We start from the raw sequence: 19258 nt of genomic DNA, 5'->3' as shown, positions 1-19258 counted from the left end.
AGCTAAGCTTTGGCTAATGCGCACTAATTATCGAATATTCCGTAGGTCAAAAAATTATGTTATCAAAGATTATAGGCAGTGTGGTTGGCACTAAAAATGACCGCGAATTAAAACGCATGCGTAAAGTGGTCAGTAAGATCAACGCAAAAGAGGCTGAAATACAAGCCCTGTCTGATGAGCAACTACAACAAAAAACCGAAGAGTTTAAAGCGCGCCATCAAAAAGGCGAAAGCTTAGATGCACTATTGCCAGAGGCATTTGCCGTTTGCCGCGAAGCATCATTACGTGTGAATGGTATGCGTCACTACGATGTGCAGCTGATCGGTGGTATCACCTTGCACGAAGGCAAAATCGCTGAGATGAAAACAGGCGAAGGTAAAACCCTAATGGGTACCTTGGCAATGTATCTAAACGCTATCAGTGGTAAAGGTGTCCATCTGGTTACGGTCAACGATTATTTGGCTGCTCGTGATGCTGAGCTAAACCGCCCATTATTTGGGTTTTTGGGTATGACCGTTGGTGTTATTTATTCGCAGCAGCCGCCACAAGAAAAAATCAATGCTTACCAAGCAGACATTACCTATGGTACCAATAACGAGTACGGCTTTGATTACTTGCGCGATAACATGGTGTTCAAGCTAGAAGAGAAGAAACAGCGCGCACTAAATTTCTGTATTATTGATGAAATTGACTCAATCTTAATCGATGAAGCGCGTACACCGCTCATTATTTCGGGTCAAGCTGAAGATTCATCACGCATGTATGCGCTGATTAACACCATTATTCCTGTGCTGATCCGCTCAAAAGATGAAGAAGCCAACAAGAACAACGAAGAAGAAGATTTTTGGATTGACGAAAAAAATCGCCAGATTGAAATCAGCGAAAAAGGCTACGAGAAAATTGAGCGCTTCTTAATCGAAGTAGGTGAGCTTGGTGAAAACGAAAGCTTGTATAGTCCAAGCCGCTTGCCATTATTGGCTCACGTTCAGGCAGCCATTCGTGCGCATCATGTCTTTGTCAAAAACGTCCATTATATCGTCGATGAAGGCGAAGTGGTTATTGTTGATGAGAATACCGGTCGTACGATGCCAGGTCGCCGTTGGTCAGAAGGTCTACATCAAGCAGTAGAAGCGAAAGAAGGTGTGGAGATTCAAGCAGAGAACCAAACGCTTGCAACGACGACGTTCCAAAACTACTTCCGTCTGTATGACAAACTGTCTGGTATGACGGGTACTGCTGATACCGAAGCAGCAGAATTTAAGTCTACCTATGATCTAGATGTCATCGTTATTCCAACGCATGAGCCCATTGCTCGTATCGATATGGATGATCAGATTTTCTTAACAAAGTTAGGAAAGTACAAAGGTATCATCCGTGAGATTAAAGAAATTCAGGAAAAAGGTGCGCCAGTATTGGTTGGTACGGCGACGATTGAGGCCAGTGAGGAGTTGTCTTACTTACTCGATCAAGGAGGCGTCAAGCATAACGTTCTAAACGCCAAGCAGCATGAACGTGAAGCGGAAATCATCGCGCAAGCAGGTAGTCCAAAATCAGTCACAATTGCAACTAACATGGCAGGTCGTGGTACGGATATTATCTTAGGCGGTAACTGGCAGTCATTTATCGAAGATATCGATGCGGTTAGCCCGGAGGAGATGCAGCGTTTAAAAGCCCAATGGCAAGTCAAGCACGATCAAGTTGTGGCCGCTGGTGGTCTGCATATTATTGGTTCTGAGCGTCATGAGTCACGCCGTATCGATAACCAGTTACGTGGTCGTGCTGGTCGTCAGGGTGACCCTGGTATGTCACGCTTTTTCTTATCGCTTGAAGATGACTTGATGCGTATTTTTGCAGGTGATCGCGTGGTCAATATGATGCGCGCAATGGGTCTAAAAGAAGACGAAGCTATCGAGCATAAGATGGTTTCTAGATCGATTGAGAACGCACAGGGTAAGGTTGAGAGCCGCGATTTTGATGCTCGTAAGAACCTATTGAAGTATGATGACGTCGCCAATGAGCAGCGTAAAGTGATTTATGGTCAGCGTGATGATTTGCTGGCTGAGATGGAGCTATTAGAGGCCATCGAAGTGATGCATAAAGAAGTCTACAATGCGATGATTAATCAGTTTATTCCGCCTGGTTCTATTGATGATCAGTGGAACGTCGATGGATTAGAAGATGAGCTTGAGGATGAGTTCAAGATCACAATGCCGATCAACGATTGGTTAGATGAAGACCGCCGACTGGATGAAGAAGGGCTACGCGAGAAAATCGTTCAGACGGCGATAGATCGTTATCACAGTCGCCGTGAGCAGATGGGTGAGCAAGACGCAGCTCAGCTTGAGCGTCACTTTATGCTACAAAGCCTAGATAAGCATTGGAAAGAGCATTTGACACAGATGGATCAGCTGCGTAAAGGGATTCATTTGCGAGGTTATGCACAGAAAAACCCTGAGCAAGAGTACAAGCGTGAATCGTTTGAGCTGTTCCAGATGATGCTGGGTGCAATCAAGTCTGAAACCGTACAGGACTTGTCACGTGTACATATACCAACAAAAGAAGAGCTAGAAGCACTAGAAGCTCAGCAGCGCGAAAATGCCGCTCACATGCAGATGCAGTTCGAGCATGATGATGTCGATAACTTAGATAGTAATCCAAACAGTGCCACCGCTCAGCCGCAACCACAGAACCGCAATATTGCTGGTGCAGCAGCAGCTGGCGTAAGTGCAGCTGTGGCAGGTAACCCGAGTAATGCCAATGAACCAAATCCGTACGCTGGTATGAATATCAGTCGTAATGCCCCTTGTCCTTGTGGTTCAGGCCTCAAGTATAAGCAGTGTCACGGCAAGATCTAAGGATTGGTCATCATAAAGCAATACCTTTGAGCTGAAAAAGAAAAGTCCTTATCTAAATTAGGTAAGGGCTTTTTTATGTGAATACGAAGCTTTCTTGCACTGACATTTATTCTTATATGTCTGGCAGACAATTTGTATTGATTATTTACAAATTCAGCATAGGCGCGAATTTGCGGACACGCTATAGTGTTTAGCATATCTATTTGGGAGAGAGTTATGAGTTTAGAATTATTAAAACAGTTGCGGACTTCAGTAGCGTTGACAGGACTGCTAGCTGGTGCATTGACGATCAGTGCCTGTCAGCAACAATCAGAGCCAGAAGCAGGTATGGAAGGCGTTAGTACAGAAGAGTCTGTGCCTATGTCTGCTGAGCCTGCTGAACCGAGTGACGTTGTGGTCAATAGCGAAGATGCCTCACTCAATGAAGTAGAGGATGACACGGTTGCTTCTGTTAATAGCGGCGTGACACAGATACTATATTTGTGCTCGCCTGAGTTAAAAGTTGATGCAACCTACAAGGAAGAAACCAATCAAGTGGTAGTTGCAACTGACATGGGTACAGTAACATTGAATCAAACCAATGAAGGTACTAACCCTGAAGTGTTTGAAGTGGCAACATCGATTGATGGTGGTCAAGGATTCACTCAGTGGCGCGTCGCCCACGAAGCGCGCGATACAGGTGTGATGCGTACTGCTGGTACTGATGAGGCAAACGTTGATACTTTTGAATGTAACAAAGTCTCATAGTCAAGTATTAGCGACTATATAATGATATAGTCAATCGTTAATAAACAATAAAAAGCAACGCGAGTAAGCGTTGCTTTTTATTGTCTGTAGCTTTTGCGGGCTGATAAACAAAAAGTCAGCCTCTCATCTATTTCAAAAGAGTAGTGCCATTATTCTGTGACTCGTGCGCTAAGAATCCCTCTTCAGTGACGTCTAGCTCTTCATGCTTGAGTTCTACTTGAATACTATCGGTATGTACGTGCGTGCTCTTATTGACATCGATTTCCTGAATAGCATAAGTGTCTTTAGTAACCGTAGCTACTTGACGTGATAAAACAATTTTAATTGGCTCATCACCGATCTCTATTTGTTTACCATTAATAGTCACTACTGCCTTACTGTCTAGTGATGGCTCGACATGACGTAATATATCTTTTTCATCATAGTTACCTGAGAGCAGATCTTGACTCTCTGTATCGTGATACTCAGTACGAATAGTAATATATTCTTCTATAAGCTCAATAGGTACGTTGATTGTTTTTGTGCGCGCGTGTTTGGTGACAGTTACTTTACCCACATCTAAGCGCTCTTTATTTACAACTGGCCGTTCTTCTAATAGCTCTAGATGCCCAACATTAACTACGTTTGATGCGTTGTCAGTTGATAAGTGTTGCTCATTGTCTAAATTGTCTTGGTATAGATTGCTATTATTATTATCAGTAGACATGTTTATTTCCTTATTCTGTGCGGGCAATGGATGATAGATTTTTAAAATTACTTATATTGTATAAGATACTAAATATAGCGCGTGCATCTCAGTATGAGTCGTGCAACAGATTATATAGAGAGTGATAAAGAAACTAACCCACAAAAAAGACCAGAGTATAACTCTGGTCTCCTTATTAAATATAAGTGTGTATCTACTTTATGGATTACATACCACGGGCGCGGCGTACGTCATCTGCAGTAATATCATCACGGTTTACGAGGTTACCTTCACGATCAACTACGTTACCGTTGTTGTCTACGTCTAACTCTTCACGTTGAATAGTTTCAACAAGAGTCTCTGTATGACGATCTGTTGTTTTACCAACATTTACTTCTTCAGTTACGTAAGTTTCTTTGGCCACATGAGCACGTTCTGCTTCTAGTTCAACTTCTACTGTTTCGCTTACATCTACGTCACCGATACGGCGATCTGTTGGACGATCGACACTAGTACGCTGGATGTCAGCATGCTCTTCTTCTAGCTCTACTTCAACATTACGCTCTTCAGTTACAACGTGTTTGCCTACTTTTACCAGACCAGCTACGATGCGGTCTTTATTTACTGTTAGACGCTCTTCTAAAAGCTCTAATGTATTTGGTGCATCATAAGAATGGTCTGCGATATCTACACGCTCTTCAGCTGGTAGGGTATCAGCAGTAAAGGTTTGACGATCTTTTTCGTATTGCTCTTTGTAGCTGTACTGATAGTCATGGTCATATGCTTCCATCGCCTCTACTTGTGATTTAGTCAAGCTATCAAAGAATACATCGTCACCTACAATACGTGCTAAACCTGCTGGTACTAGTACTTCTTTTGAGCTAAACCAGCCACCTGCATCAACGATCAAATAGCGAATGCGGCCAGTGGTGTCTTCTACTAGGGCACCTTCAATTTTACCAATCTTTTCTTCATTCACACCGTAAGCGGTTTTTTCTGTTGGATCATAATAGTCATCACCGATTAGGTCGCGGTGAGTGGCTTGAATATCTTTTAAACGGATTAGCTGGCTCATTATTGTCTTCCTTTTATATGAGTTTATAGTTTTAAAATTAATAGTTATTTTTAAGTTTTAACGCAATATCATTTGTATTGCAAAGTTAGGATTAAACTATTGGAATAGTCCTCTCATCAACTTGTAGCTATCCTAACACCATGATTTTGGATGAGATATATGAGCAAGGTAGCAAAGTGTGCACTTGCCGTAATTGCGTGTAATAGGCTGTAAGTGCGATAACAGAGAAGTGGGTACAAGTTAACGCGCCTTAACATAGAGTAATGTTTGGCGCGTATTTTGATTAAGCAAAAACAAAAAAACCGCATCACCTAGGGCAATGCGGTTTTTGGGTAACATATATCAAGTAAGTGATATACTAAATAGTCAGTTACATTCTAAAGGTCATGTACAAGTGCAGTTTTTACCTAAGGTAGCTCAATCGCAACGGCTACAGCTTCGCCGCCACCGATACATAGGGTTGCAATCCCTTTTTTGCCACCGGTACGCTTAAGAGAGTTGATAAGTGTAACGAGAATACGCGCACCTGAACAGCCTACTGGATGGCCAAGGGCACAAGCACCGCCTTCAACATTTACTTTGGCATGATCGATTTTTAGCTCATCCATAGCAGCCATAGTGACCATCGCGAAGGCTTCGTTGATTTCCCATAGATCAACTTCATCTACTGACCAGCCAGCACTTGCTAGTACTTTTTCAATTGCGCCAATCGGTGCAATCGTAAATTCGCTTGGGTGACGCGAATTTGAGGCAGTCGCGACGATACGAGCCTGATAATCCAGACCTTCAGCTTTCGCTTGTGATTCTTTCATGACGACAACAGCAGCAGCACCATCTGAGATTGAGCTGGCATTTGCCGCCGTGACCGTACCGTCTTTAGCAAATGCTGGACGTAGGGTAGGGATGCGATCAGCATTTGCTAGGGCTGGTTGTTCATCAGTATCGACTGTCTGTTCGCCTTTACGAGTTTTGAACGTTATAGGCTCGATCTCATCTTTGAAATGATCGTCTTTGATCGCTGTTAGAGCACGGTTAAGTGATTCAATAGCAAACTCATCCATTTTCTCACGCGTATAGCCTTTTTCGTCTGCCATTTCTTGAGCAAACATACCCATTAGCTTACCCGTTTCAGCATCTTCTAGGCCGTCTAAGAACATATGGTCTTTTACTTCTTTGTGACCCATACGGTAGCCACCGCGCGACCCTGGCATCAGGTAAGGGGCGTTGGTCATTGATTCCATACCACCAGCCACAGCAACATTGAAGCTGCCAGCTTTGATACCGTCGTGCGCTTGCATGACTGCTTTTAGACCTGAACCACATAGCTTGTTGATGGTCACAGCACCAGTCGCATCAGGTAGACCTGCTTTGCGCATTGCTTGACGAGCAGGGCCTTGACCCAAACCTGCAGTCAAAATACAACCCATTATCACCTCATCAACGTTATCAGCACTAACGCCTGAGCGTGTGAGAGCGGCTTTAATGGCAGCAGCACCTAAATCGGTAGCGCTGACGTCTTTTAATACGCCTTGGAATCCGCCCATTGGAGTACGTGCGCCGTTTAAAATTACAATTGAATCATTTGACATCGTTATTATTCCTTGTTACGTGTTTTGTTTAAAATTTTGCTGAATGGATCAGACATTGATCAGCTAGCTGTACCTGTATGACTACAAATATTTTTATTACTAAAAGGACCGATTCATTCAGTATTTTGTTTACGCTAGCTCATCTAAGCGAATGCGTACTACTTTATCAGTAATGGTATCGAGTTTTTCAATTTTTTCGATAGCTAGGTTCATCCAGCTCTCAACGACAGGCAAAGTCAATATAATAACAGGCACTTGACCGACTTTGTGAGCAGGCTTTTGCAAAATAGCATCGATATTGATACCAGCATCACTTAAGATGCGAGTGATGTCTGCTAAGACGCCAGGGCTATCGTAAGCATGTACGCGTAAGTAATAACCAGTAATCATCTGCTCAGCGCGTAATATCGGCGTGTCCGATAACTGTTCAGGGATGAATGCCAAATGCGGCACATGATGTCCATGATTATTTTGATCGCTACTGCTTTGATCGTCATTATCTTTGCTGCCAAGTACACGGACCAAATCCATGACATCTGCCATCACGGCAGAAGCAGTAGCGCCTGCACCTGCACCATCACCGCAATAGAGTGTTTGTCCAAGCGGATGCGAGTTGACCAACACGGCGTTTTTGACGCCATTGACATTGGCAAGTAACGCATCCTGCGGAATAAGCGTTGGATGTACACGCAGCTCAACGCCAGCATCGTCGTCGTTACCTTGACCATCACGCCGCACTGCAAATCCTAAGTGCTTAATACGATAGCCCAGCTCCTCGGCATAGTTGACGTCTTGTAGGGTAATACCAGTGATGCCTTCACAGTAAACCTTGTCAAATTGCAATGGGATACCAAACGCAATAGAGGCGAGCAAGGCCAGTTTGTGTGCGGCATCAATACCTTCGACATCAAAGGTTGGATCCGCTTCTGCATAACCAAGCTCTTGTGCTTCGCTCAATACATCAGCAAATGGACGACCCTTGTCGCGCATTTCGGTCATGATAAAGTTGCCAGTACCGTTGATAATACCTGCAAGCCAATCGATTTTGTTGGCAGCAAGGGCTTCACGCATCACTTTGATGATTGGGATACCGCCTGCTACTGCTGCTTCATAGGCAACGTGGACATTGTTTTCTTCAGCAAAAGAAAAGATCTCATTGCCATGCTCAGCCAATAAGGCTTTGTTTGCAGTCACTACATGCTTGCCATTTTTGATGGCCTGCATGATGACGTCTTTGGCTAGGGTAGTGCCACCAATCACTTCGATAACGATATCGACATTGTCGCTTGCCGCAATTGCCATCAAGTCACTGTTTTGCGTAATGTTGGTGTCGATATCATCACGCTGACGACGCGTACCCACTTCGGTAATAATAATGTCGCGTCCACTACGGCGTTTTAGCTCATCTAAATTGTCATTGATTAGGTTGATCACGCCTGTTCCGACGGTTCCTAGACCAAGTATCGCTAGTTTGATGGAATTGCTCACAGTATCCTCAAGAGGTTGAATATAATGAAGTGAGTAAAACGCGGTGACAGTGCCAAATGAGCCTGCGGTACTAAACCGACAGTCTGTGCGCATTTTCTATGGCAGCCTCGCATACATACTTCATCATAGTTGAATAAAAAATGCTCAGATAAAAGGGTATTGCTGATGTTGCATCGTGCTTTATCGTATCATACCGACAAGCAGTTGTGACGTCTACACAATGTCGCCAAGGTCATATCGTCTACTGGTTATAAAGCGATAATAGCCGTAAGTTTTGTCAGAAAAATCATCAGTTAGCACCGACGGCTTGCGCCAATTGTGCCGCAGGTAGGTAGCCGCCCACTTGTTGTCCCGTCTCAGTAAATATAGCTGGGGTGCCACGTACGCCAAGCCTTGACCCTAACGCCATATGTTCTTGTACTGGGTTTGCGCAGTTAGGGGCTTGTACATTGGCACCCATTTTTGCCTGATCCATAGCGGCGTTGCGATCTTGACTACACCAAACCGCTTCCATTTTTGGTACCGACTCTTGGCTACGTGGCCATGCCAAGTAACGTACTTCGATACCGCGGGCATTAATATCATTCATCTCTTCGTGCAATTTACGACAGTAACCACAGTCTGCATCAGTAAAAGCATAGACAACAGCGGTGGTCACCCCTTTTGCTGGATAGATAATCATCTCTTTTTTATCCACTGCCTTTAGCGCTTCTTGTGCGGTATTGGCGACCAAGGCAGCACTAATATCAACGGGTGCAGCATCACCAACGGCGACGATTTGTCCTTGGATAATATGCTTGCCGGATTTATCAGTGAAGAAAGACGGTAGTCCTTCAGCCGTCACCCAATAGATACCATCCATATCTGTCGGTACTGCTGAAACGATATTTTCTTCGATACCAGATGCTTTTAAATTTGCCTGTAATGCTTTGACAACGGTAGGGTCATTGTCAGCTGACGTTGCACCAGTTGATACTTTCCCGGAAGCAGCTTGAGCTTGCGTGGAGCCGACCACGCTAGTATTACTGGTTGCGTCCGCTGAATTATTGGAGCAGCCAGCAGCAACACCTACCAGCAAGGCACCCATCACAACACGAGAGAGGATAGTACGAGAAAAACGATTATATGCAGTGGTCTTTTTGCTAATAGGTGATGGCATACGGGTTTCCTATAGGCATCGCGCCTAATGATGAGTTCGTTATATAACAACACTATATATAAAAATACTATGAACGTTTATCTATAGTGGTGTGTCTTAATAGTATTTTAAAGGTCTAATTTTATAGACATTTTTATGACTTGTTGATGGTAAAGGGTAGGTGGTGAGTTTCTCTATATTACCATAATTGTAGGTAATGACAGCGGCAGTACATCAGCCAATTAGTGCAAACAATACTAACTTTAAAGAATAGCTGCTAACGTGAGCTAAAAAAATAAGATACATTTGTACTATTTAATATATATGCCTGCCCTTGTAATCTACAGCTAATAGCATCGTTTTTATAATAATTTATATCATTTAACGATTTATCTTTAACAAATTTGCTTTAAGGAGCACGCATGGCAGGTGCCAGTTTATTAACCTTACTCGATGACATCAGCATCTTAATGGATGATGTAGGCGTCATGACCAAAATCGCCGCCAAAAAAACCGCAGGCTTAGTTGGCGATGATTTGGCACTTAACGCCGAGCAGGTCACAGGAGTTAAGCCAAGTCGCGAGCTTCCTGTTATTTGGGCAGTTGCCAAGGGCTCGGCTGTGAATAAGGTGATTTTAGTACCAGCGGCGCTCTTGATCAGCTATTTTATACCGTGGTTGATTACCCCACTATTGATGATCGGCGGGTTGTATCTGAGTTATGAAGGGGCTGAAAAAGTCATACACAAATTTTGGCCAAAGTTATTGCCTCATGATGAGGAGCAAAATGCCCGCTTAAAAGCCAATGCAGATGACAATATAGACTTGGTTGCGTTTGAAAAAGACAAAATCAAAGGCGCGATACGCACCGATTTTATTTTATCGGCTGAGATTATTGTTATCTCTTTAGGCGCGGTCACAGCTGCTGGTGGCGATATCGTTCAAAAAGGTATCGTGCTCTCGATAGTAGCTGCTGTGGTGACCGTCGGTATTTATGGCTTGGTTGCAGGTATTGTCAAGATTGATGATGCAGGTTTACATCTTATTGAGAACTCACAAGCAGGTGACAGCAAACGCAAGTTTGGTGAGTTTATGCTTGCAGCAGCACCGAAGCTAATGAAGTTTTTATCAATAGCGGGCACAATTGCGATGTTCTTGGTGGGTGGCGGTATTATTGTTCACGGTATCGGCTTTTTGCATCATAGTGTAGAAGATATCGCTCATCTTACTGGAGTGTTCGAAGGATTGACCGCGTCGTTATTAAATGGACTGGTCGGACTAATCGTTGGTGTTATCGTGGTGGCCATTGTGACGACTATTAGCAAAATGCGTGGCGGCGATGCTACTGCGCACTAACTCAGTCATTGCGCCGTTAGCTATGTATTAGGTTAAAGAAGTTAAGTTGAAAGCAAGCTAAGACCATTAAATTAAGATCATCACGCCAAAAAGATAAAAAGCCCCGATACTTATAAGTATCGGGGCTTTTACATTTAAATGACTTTTATATTACCGTGCTTTAGCTATCATCGCCGGTGTCATCAGCTTCCGCTTTTTCTACTTGTGTCGGTTTTTTATGCTCAGACTTAGGCTTACGACTGCGTGCCTTTGGTACTTTTGGTGTAGTCAGATTAAACATGCCTGTTTGCGGCAGCAATTGCTCAGCCACATTCTCGATCATGTTTTTATAGCTGGCAATGGTCGTCTTAGATTTGGCTGCCTGGCTATCGTCTTTACCCGCTTCTTTAGTAGACTCTTCTGCTTTATCGTCGTCAGCTTGCTCAGCTTGCTCAGCTTGCTCAGCTTCATCTTCTACATTTTCAGTCGCTGATTGAGCGTGCTCGACTTCTAGCAAGTGCTCACTATCAGCACTGACGTTTTCTGTCTGCTCTTGATTCGCTAATGCAGTTGCCTCAACGTTATGCGCGTCCACTTCAGCAGTATCTTGCTTGGTCTCTACCGACGGTTCTTCATTTTCTGAAGTTTGCTTGGTAGGGACATTTAAGACTGCGGACTCTTGAGTGGATTCTTGATAGTCAGGATGTTGACCACGTGGATCATTACTAGCACGCTTATTGATAGTACGTGGCTCTACATCTGTCTTTCCTTGAGCTGCTGCAAATTGACTAACGGCTTGCGTCATCGCTTCAAAGCGCGTCAAATACTCATCAGCTAGGGGCTGATAACCGTAGTTACTAAAGTCAAAGCTCTGACTGGCCACGTCACTGTTGTTGACACTGTTTTTATCTTCAGCAGTACTATCAGTAGCTTTTGTCTGCTCAGTAAACAGAGCGACAGTTGCGATAAAGCAGTTGATAACACCATCTTCTACCAAGCGAGCTGGCGCGTCTGGCAGCGTTGTACGTATAAACTCACCAACTGTACCGCGTATTGCAGGAGCACTTACCACAGCAGAATTTGCTACTTGAGGTATTGGCGCAGCTTGGGCTTGCTTGCTCTGTACGACTCGTGGATCGTTACTGGCTTGACCAAACTTCTCAGCAGTCACGTAACGTGCACCAAACAATGCCTCATGTGTCAGTTCAAGTGCTGAGTTACTCACGCTACTTGTGCCTGCATTATTACTGTCAGACTGAGTTTTTTGAGCTTCATTGCCCTTACTCGTACTTTCAGCAGTATTGGTCTCCTGCTGTTTTGGAGTCTCTTCCGTTTGTTTCCCATCAGCAGTGACCGGTGTTGGCGCTTCCGATTTACTTTCGGTGTTACTTGTAGAGCTCGATGATGCTTCTACAGGTGCTTTTCTCTCTTTAGCAACTGACTCCTGTACAGGTGTATCATTCTGTACATTGGCTTTGTTAGCCTCTTGATTGCCGTGAGCCTGACGATCAGATATCTCTACCGTACTTTTCGTACTGTCGCTTTTCGTCTCATCGCTTTTCGCGCTGTCACTTTGCTTTTCAGTGTTTTGCTCACTGCTACTAGGTTTGTTAGTAGGCTGCTTGGCAGCACGCTCTTTATTACTTTCGTTTTTTGCCGTACTATCTTTTTGACTTTGCTTATCGTTAGATTGAGGCTTAGCCTGTGCAGACTTGCTGTCATCTAAAGACAAATGCACGACTTCTGATGCTTTTAACGCAGTAGGTGCTTCGTTGACCTGTAGCACGACTTCATTAGGGTCTTGACTACGGCGCGTACCAGAGTGACCTTTGCTATTAGCAGCATCGTTGTTTTTAGCGTTTTGATGCTTGTTTTGCTCAATATTGTCAGCCGTTAGCGTTTCACCGCGCTCTAGCTTTCCACGTGAGCCACGTTGGCTATGCGATTTACGCTTAGTACGAGTCTGCTCATCAGGCTTTTGGCTGCTTTCGTTCTCATTTCTGTCAGCTTTGTTCTGCTCATTCGCGCTGCGATTGCTGTCTTGACGATTGTTGCGATTGCGATTGTTGTTACGTCTGCTATCTTGCTGACGCTTTTCTGGCTGATTTTGGTCTTGACTGTCAGACGATTTACTATCAGCGCTATTGTCCGTATTACTGACGTTATTAGTACTCTCGTCAGCTGTCTCTTTTCTTTGACGCGGTTTAGAAGATCTAGACTTACGGGTCTTACGTCTTCTTCTGTCCTCGTTATTGTTTTCATCAGTATCACTGTCGTTGTTGCGGCGAGCTTGCTGACGGTTGCTATTACTGTCTGACGATTGACTATCATCATTTTGACTATTACTTTGTTGAGCTGGTTGCGCACTATTTGTGCTAGCACTATTCAACGCATTACTATCAACTTGACCGAATGAGCCTAGGCTTTGAGCCCCAGTGTTTACTAGCGCTTCGATAGCTTCAGCGGCATCACGACTGCTGACACTAGGTGTTGTGGTCGCTTGTGGTGCCTGAGCAAATAGGTTGGATAACCAAGCAACGGCTTGTGGTTGAGCAGCCCTTTCGATATTTTGAGCTTGCGGTGCCACTGGTACGGAGTTGCTCTGGGTTTTACTATCTTGCGGTGCAGACACAACATCGTTGGTATTTTTATGATTACGGCGATCATTGCTATGGTTTACTGTATCATTTTGCGTTTGTGTCGCTTTGTTCTGCTGCGCGTTTGGGCGGTTTGGTTTGTTGCTGTCATTTGGGGTTTTGCGTGGTTGGCGAGTAGGCTGCTGCTCAGGACGTTCTTTTTCGGCAGTTTGCCAGTCGACATTGTAGCCAAGATCGCTGTGCTCTTGTTCCTGAGCATCAGTGATACGCTCATAGCTTGATGGCGCAAAACCATCACGGTTAAAGTGTAGCTTGAAGTTTGGTGATTCTAGATGAGCATGTGGCAAAATCGTGATACGCGTCCCACTGTCTTGCTCAAGATAAACCAAGCTGTCGCGTTTTTCATTTAACAAGAATGCTGCAATGTCTGTGGGCACTTCTGCTTGTACTTCACCTTGACGCTCTTTGAGCGCAATTTGCTCGATTTGACGCATAATAGAGAGCGACAATGAACGTAGGTCACGAATCATGCCATTGCCATGGCAACGCGGGCAGATATAGCCAGTCGACTCTTCTAGTGAAGGACGTAGACGCTGACGGCTCATTTCCATCAGACCAAACTTAGAGATATCACCAAACTGAACACGCGCACGATCGTATTTGGTGGCGTCAATCAGACGTTTTTCCACTTCTTTTTGATGCTTGTTGTCATTCATGTCAATGAAGTCAATAACAATCAAACCACCCATATCACGCAAGCGAAGCTGACGAGCAATTTCATCAGCGGCTTCTAGGTTGGTATGGTAAGCGGTTTCAGCGACGTCTGAACCTTTGGTTGATTTGGCTGAGTTGATATCAATAGACACCAGGGCTTCTGTTTGATCAATAACAATTGAGCCACCTGAAGGCAGACGTACTTCACGCTGATAGGCGGTTTCGATTTGTTTTTCGATATTAAAGCGCGAAAACATCGGCTCATAATCAGTATATTTGCGTAGCTTCTCGGCTTGCTTTGGCATCACCGCATCGATAAAGCCCGCCGCTTCAATGTAAGCATTTTCGTTATCGATCCAAATCTCAGCGATATCATCACGTAGATAGTCACGCACAGCACGAGTGACCACGCCCGCTTCTTGGTGGACTAAGCGCGGTGAAGGGTATTTTTGGTTCTGTTCTTGGATGGCTTGCCAAATATTGAGCAAGTGATTTAAGTCATGCTGTAAGTCTTCTTGAGTCTTGCCAATACCTGCCGTACGAATGATGACACTCATGCCTTTTGGCAGATCAAGATTGCCCAGCATGCGCTTCATGTCTTCACGCAGTTTGCCTGAGATCTGACGTGAGATACCGCCGCCACGAGGGTTGTTGGGCATGAGTACCAGATAGCGACCAGCTAATGAAACATACGTCGATAGGGCAGCGCCTTTATTGCCGCGCTCTTCTTTTTCGACTTGAACAATAAGCTCGTCGCCTTCTTTGATCAGCTTTTTGATATTTTCATCGCGTGGGTTACCGCTTAGGTATTCAGCAGAGATTTCACGAATTGGCAAGAAACCCTGACGCTGTGAGCCATATTCAACAAACACAGCTTCGAGTGACGGCTCGACACGAGTCACGTGACCTTTATAGATGTTAGATTTTTTTTGTTCACGGGTACGGTTTTCTAAGTCGAAATCGTATAAATGGTTGCCTTTACATAAGGCGACACGAATCTCTTCGTTTTGGGTGGCGTTGATCAAAATGCGTTTCATATTTATATCCTATATGAGTACGCATAACAACGATAAGACAGTCTTTAGAACATAGTGGCAAGTGTGGCTAATATTACATTAGCATTTACAGATATCAATTAACGGTAAAACGTAAATCGTGGGTCTAATAAAGCACAATGGCTTATTCAATGGCTTTTTTTTACCTGAAGTGGTTAGGGATACTCATGTCAATGTAAATAATATAGGGTGTGAGGCTATGGTATCTGTATATTGCCATCAGTAAACTTGGTACATATAGCGAATTCATCAAGCCTGGTTAAAGTCAGTACATTTTATTGGTCGTGATTTTGGCGCACGTTGTAAGCGTGGGCGATGGTCAGTTGCAGTGTTCAAAAGTACTCATATTAAAAAGGCGTGCTGATGTTGCCATTTATCCATCAAAGTCTAACAATGATATCGCGATCGTGGTGGCTATTATATATAGTTCGTCAGTCAGCGATTATCTATTCAGGTAAAGCGATTGGTTACTCTTTGTTTATCGTTCTTTGTGTGTCGTTAATAATATCTTGGGTGCCTCAAGGTTAGGGGTTGCGGCTGTGGTTATCAGCGGGGCGTACTTGGCAAACAGAGTAATGAGCCAGCTCATCAGCATGGTATTGTATTTACATTTTGTCGTCATCTGTTTGACCACCAATACTTCGGCAGCTATCGAGTTGCTTTTCGATCCTAACGCTAGACTACCCATACTTGCTCAACTACGCTGTCATAAAGGACCATCAGATAAGTAATCATTAAATAATAAATAGTTATCAAGTAAAGTCGTTGTCATGCAGTTAGTGAGTCAATGTGGTGTTGTCATCCGTTGATAAATAGATTTGTTGTCATATTTACGAACGCGATGGTGTTTAGTGTCACTATTTATTTTATGGTATCGAATAACATTCAATACAGTGTTTTTAATTTATGGAGCGATATCTGGTAAGTAATACCTTTAAGTAAATAATGCGCCCTAAATCAGATCAAACGTCTAATATCAGCAAGGTAAATAGCATAGACCTCTTTACTAGCAATCAGTAAATACTGAAAAGCAATAAAACGGTGACCAGCTATCTGAAACAACAATGATTATTGTCGTAGTCTCTGCTTAATTGTCGCTCAACATGCTAAACTATAACAAATCTTTGTGTAAACACCTAACTAAAAATGACAAACTCAAAAATGACTGACGACGCTCCTACCCACGAAGCCCCTGCTATTTTCAATAGCAAAACACGCCCGCAAAGCGCTGACGATGAGATTAGTAACTTTGGCAAGGTAAACTACCTTGAAGTGACACGCCATCAACACGATCAGCGTTTGGATAACTTTTTGTTGAATCGCTTAAAGGGATTGCCAAAACCTCATATCTATAAAATGATTCGCTCAGATGAAGTGCGCGTCAATAATAAGCGTTGCAAAGCCCACGATAGAGTACAACGTGAAGACGTCGTGCGTATCGCTCCTGTGGAGCTGGCGACACGCGAAAAACCAATCATCAGCACTGAGTTTGCTAAGAGCTTGCTGGCACGTGTGGTCTATGAAGACGAAGGCCTAATCGTACTCAATAAGCCCTCTGGTATTGCTGTGCATGGCGGTAGTGGTCTGGACTTTGGGGTGATCGAAGCCATGCGTGAAGTGACTGGTAAAAAATACCTAGAGCTGATACATCGCATCGACAAAGATACCTCAGGGCTATTGATGATCTCTAAAAAACGCTCAACGCTAAAAGTGTTGCAGCAGCATTTGGTCGATAAGACCATTCAGAAGCACTATTTGTGTTTAGCGAAAGGGCAACCTGCATTGAACGAACAGCGTATCGATGCGCCACTGCTGCGTTATACACTAGCCAGTGGTGAGCGCCGAGTCAAAGTAGATAGCCAAGATGCGCAGGCAAAAGAAAGTCAGACTGATATCATTGTCCATGATCGTTTTGTGATGGCGGGTCAGCCAGTAAGTGTCATCGAAGCCAAGCCAATGACAGGACGTACACATCAGATTCGTGTGCATTTGGCACATATTGGTCATGCTATCTTGGGTGATGACAAATATAATGTCCATGATAAATCGGGCGTGCATCGCCTGTGTCTACACGCATGGCGCCTAGATATCCCAGGCTACAAGACTATTACTGCGCCATTGCCAGACGATATGGCAGATTGGTTACCAGAGACAACACAGTTGCCTGGGTAAGTTTAAGGCAATCACTGTGGCTTGATCTATTAGAGCATTGCTAGAACACCAAAACGTCACGAACTCTTATTTTTATGAATAAGCCGCCGTGACGTTTTTGTATCTCTTATTATTGTTATTCGTTAAGGTAAATTCATGACTGCACCAATGACAACTAAAACTGTAAAGCGCACTAAAAATACTCAGTCCGCAAACGAGCATCATCTCTCTGATAAGACACTGATTATTTTTGATTGGGATGGTACGTTGATGGATTCAATCGGTTTGATCGTTGAGTCTATGCATGTAGCGGGAGAGGCGCACGGGTTTGAAACCACTGACAAAGCGGTTAAAGACATCATTGGCTTGAGTTTGATGAATGGTATAGAGATTTTATATCCTCAGGCAAACGAGTCGCAAATGCTCGCCATTCAGCAAACCTATGCAGAGTACTATATTGCCAACAGTCATGCGACGCCGCTATTTGAGCCGATAGAAAATATGTTGCAGACTTTGCAGCAGCAGAATAAAAAACTTGCGGTCGCAACAGGTAAAAAAAGAAAAGGGCTAGATCGTGTGTTAGATGCCTCAAAGAGTCACCATTATTTTGTGATGACGCGCTGTGCTGATGAATCCAGCTCAAAACCTAATCCGCAGATGTTGACCGATATCTTGGAATATACGCAGCAGCAGATTTCTGATGCTGTGTTTATCGGCGACAGTATCTATGATATTCAGATGGCAACAGCATTAGGTATGACCAGTATAGCAGTGAACTATGGCACGGCAACGAGTGCAGAACTTGCCGCCCAAAACCCTACTTATCAGGTTGATACCCCGCAGGCATTGGTCGAGCTGTTGTGTGCTTAAATAACAGTATCATTATATTATATAAAAAAAGGGTTTATCGTTATTATCGATAAACCCTTTTTAACTCAAAACTATCGTATTTATTTATCTTCTTCTTGAGTGCCTTCTTTTTCAATGGCTTCTTCTAGTTCAGCACCTTCTAACAACGCAAAAGAGGACTCAATGATTTTATCGGCATCGAGCTGATACTCATACCAGTTACCCATGACACCAGCCAACTCATCAAGACCTTCCTTTCTCAAAGCCGAAAATAATTGAATAGTACAGTTCAAACCTAGTTTTTTGAGTCTTTTGCGCGTATTGAGTAGGGCGTTTTTGGAAGCGCCGTATTTCAGCTTATCTGCTTTCGTCAATAGAATGTGTACCGGCAGCTCGCCATCTTTTGCCCAATGCAGCATCTGCTCATCAAAAAACTTAAGGGGATGACGAATATCTGTCATCAGCACCAATCCTGCCAGGCTTGATCGTGATACCAAATACTCTTCTAGCTCAACCTGCCATTCTTTTTTCATCTCAAGTGGTACAGCGGCATAGCCATAACCTGGCAAATCGACCAATCGTCTGTCAGTGTCGCCGATACTAAAAAAGTTAATCATTTGCGTACGTCCAGGTGTTTTAGACGAACGAGCCAGTTGACGCTGATTGGTCAAAGCGTTGATGGCCGAGGATTTACCAGCATTCGAGCGACCTGCAAAGGCGACCTCTAAGCCCATATCAGGAGGACAAAGCTTAAAAGTAGGCGCTGATGTCATAAATTCAGTTTGTTGAATTTTTTGACGAGACTTGGTGTTGAACAGCGCATGTTCGGCTGCAACATCTGTAAACGGGGTATTCATAAATGGCTCATTAATCTTAAAAATTGGATACGGTGATAAAACGTTATTTTTTGGATATTAAATTGGCACTGAAATGCAGGCAATGTATGAAAGCCATTTGCTCTCAATAAATTCAATCTAAATC

13 protein-coding genes are annotated in these 19258 nt (G+C 43.8%); 5 read left to right on the top strand and 8 right to left on the bottom strand.

Annotated features, from left to right (window positions below):
• Positions 1-56 precede the first annotated feature (56 nt).
• Both secA and AC5JP1_RS08565 read left to right on the top strand, forming a co-directional pair.
• The gene (gene secA / locus AC5JP1_RS08570; RefSeq protein WP_493843810.1) at positions 57-2855 is read left to right on the top strand and encodes a preprotein translocase subunit SecA; all 2799 of its coding nucleotides are present in this window, start codon (positions 57-59) and stop codon (positions 2853-2855) included.
• A 216-nt stretch (positions 2856-3071) separates the two neighbouring features.
• A complete protein-coding gene (locus AC5JP1_RS08565; protein ID WP_443525314.1) occupies positions 3072-3602 on the top strand; it encodes a hypothetical protein in 531 nt (176 codons plus the stop codon).
• Between the two features lie 127 nt (positions 3603-3729).
• Here the strand turns inward: AC5JP1_RS08565 and AC5JP1_RS08560 are convergent, their stop codons facing one another.
• From AC5JP1_RS08560 to AC5JP1_RS08540, 5 genes are all read right to left on the bottom strand, one after another.
• The gene (locus AC5JP1_RS08560; protein WP_493843809.1) at positions 3730-4308 is read right to left on the bottom strand and encodes a YsnF/AvaK domain-containing protein; all 579 of its coding nucleotides are present in this window, start codon (positions 4306-4308) and stop codon (positions 3730-3732) included.
• A gap of 205 nt (positions 4309-4513) precedes the next feature.
• Entirely contained in the window at positions 4514-5362 is an 849-nt protein-coding gene (locus tag AC5JP1_RS08555; protein ID WP_493843808.1) for a DUF2382 domain-containing protein, read from the bottom strand.
• 407 nt (positions 5363-5769) lie between these two features.
• Positions 5770-6951 (bottom strand): thiolase family protein, encoded by a 1182-nt coding sequence (locus tag AC5JP1_RS08550; protein WP_493843807.1) that lies wholly within the window; start codon positions 6949-6951, stop codon positions 5770-5772.
• A 129-nt stretch (positions 6952-7080) separates the two neighbouring features.
• Positions 7081-8439, bottom strand: a complete 1359-nt coding sequence (locus tag AC5JP1_RS08545) for a homoserine dehydrogenase (RefSeq protein WP_493844459.1) — start codon at positions 8437-8439, stop codon at positions 7081-7083.
• 289 nt (positions 8440-8728) lie between these two features.
• Positions 8729-9598 (bottom strand): DsbC family protein, encoded by an 870-nt coding sequence (locus AC5JP1_RS08540; RefSeq protein ID WP_493843806.1) that lies wholly within the window; start codon positions 9596-9598, stop codon positions 8729-8731.
• Between the two features lie 401 nt (positions 9599-9999).
• On the opposite strand from AC5JP1_RS08540, the gene AC5JP1_RS08535 reads away from it, so the two are divergent.
• The gene (locus AC5JP1_RS08535; RefSeq protein ID WP_443525321.1) at positions 10000-10932 is read left to right on the top strand and encodes a DUF808 domain-containing protein; all 933 of its coding nucleotides are present in this window, start codon (positions 10000-10002) and stop codon (positions 10930-10932) included.
• A 160-nt stretch (positions 10933-11092) separates the two neighbouring features.
• On the opposite strand, the gene AC5JP1_RS08530 is transcribed toward AC5JP1_RS08535, so the two are convergent.
• Both AC5JP1_RS08530 and AC5JP1_RS08525 read right to left on the bottom strand, forming a co-directional pair.
• On the bottom strand, positions 11093-15259 hold the full coding sequence (locus AC5JP1_RS08530; protein WP_493843805.1) for an Rne/Rng family ribonuclease: 4167 nt from the start codon (positions 15257-15259) through the stop codon (positions 11093-11095).
• A 496-nt stretch (positions 15260-15755) separates the two neighbouring features.
• Positions 15756-15965: a hypothetical protein gene (locus AC5JP1_RS08525; RefSeq protein ID WP_493843804.1), complete on the bottom strand. Its 210-nt coding sequence runs from the start codon at positions 15963-15965 to the stop codon at positions 15756-15758.
• Positions 15966-16438: 473 nt separating this feature from the next.
• On the opposite strand from AC5JP1_RS08525, the gene AC5JP1_RS08520 reads away from it, so the two are divergent.
• Both AC5JP1_RS08520 and AC5JP1_RS08515 read left to right on the top strand, forming a co-directional pair.
• The gene (locus tag AC5JP1_RS08520) at positions 16439-17449 is read left to right on the top strand and encodes an RluA family pseudouridine synthase (RefSeq protein ID WP_493843803.1); all 1011 of its coding nucleotides are present in this window, start codon (positions 16439-16441) and stop codon (positions 17447-17449) included.
• Between the two features lie 135 nt (positions 17450-17584).
• A complete protein-coding gene (locus AC5JP1_RS08515; protein ID WP_493843802.1) occupies positions 17585-18298 on the top strand; it encodes an HAD-IA family hydrolase in 714 nt (237 codons plus the stop codon).
• Between the two features lie 80 nt (positions 18299-18378).
• Here the strand turns inward: AC5JP1_RS08515 and yihA are convergent, their stop codons facing one another.
• Positions 18379-19134: a ribosome biogenesis GTP-binding protein YihA/YsxC gene (gene yihA, locus AC5JP1_RS08510; RefSeq protein ID WP_493843801.1), complete on the bottom strand. Its 756-nt coding sequence runs from the start codon at positions 19132-19134 to the stop codon at positions 18379-18381.
• Positions 19135-19258 lie beyond the last annotated feature (124 nt).

It is taken from the genome of Psychrobacter sp. H29 (genome assembly GCF_059073055.1).
This window is presented reverse-complemented; position numbering and strand designations above follow the sequence as displayed.

Bases quoted from the DNA above. Each gene is read 5' to 3' on its own strand.
- AC5JP1_RS08565 (WP_443525314.1), top strand. From the start codon at position 3,072: ATGAGTTTAGAATTATTAAAACAGTTGCGGACTTCAGTAGCGTTGACA.
- AC5JP1_RS08535 (WP_443525321.1), top strand. From the start codon at position 10,000: ATGGCAGGTGCCAGTTTATTAACCTTACTCGATGACATCAGCATCTTA.
- AC5JP1_RS08520 (WP_493843803.1), top strand. From the start codon at position 16,439: ATGACTGACGACGCTCCTACCCACGAAGCCCCTGCTATTTTCAATAGC.
- AC5JP1_RS08555 (WP_493843808.1), bottom strand. From the start codon at position 5,362: ATGAGCCAGCTAATCCGTTTAAAAGATATTCAAGCCACTCACCGCGAC.
- yihA (WP_493843801.1), bottom strand. From the start codon at position 19,134: ATGAATACCCCGTTTACAGATGTTGCAGCCGAACATGCGCTGTTCAAC.
- AC5JP1_RS08540 (WP_493843806.1), bottom strand. From the start codon at position 9,598: ATGCCATCACCTATTAGCAAAAAGACCACTGCATATAATCGTTTTTCT.
- AC5JP1_RS08550 (WP_493843807.1), bottom strand. From the start codon at position 6,951: ATGTCAAATGATTCAATTGTAATTTTAAACGGCGCACGTACTCCAATG.
- secA (WP_493843810.1), top strand. From the start codon at position 57: ATGTTATCAAAGATTATAGGCAGTGTGGTTGGCACTAAAAATGACCGC.
- AC5JP1_RS08515 (WP_493843802.1), top strand. From the start codon at position 17,585: ATGACTGCACCAATGACAACTAAAACTGTAAAGCGCACTAAAAATACT.
- AC5JP1_RS08560 (WP_493843809.1), bottom strand. From the start codon at position 4,308: ATGTCTACTGATAATAATAATAGCAATCTATACCAAGACAATTTAGAC.
- AC5JP1_RS08530 (WP_493843805.1), bottom strand. From the start codon at position 15,259: ATGAAACGCATTTTGATCAACGCCACCCAAAACGAAGAGATTCGTGTC.
- AC5JP1_RS08525 (WP_493843804.1), bottom strand. From the start codon at position 15,965: ATGGGTAGTCTAGCGTTAGGATCGAAAAGCAACTCGATAGCTGCCGAA.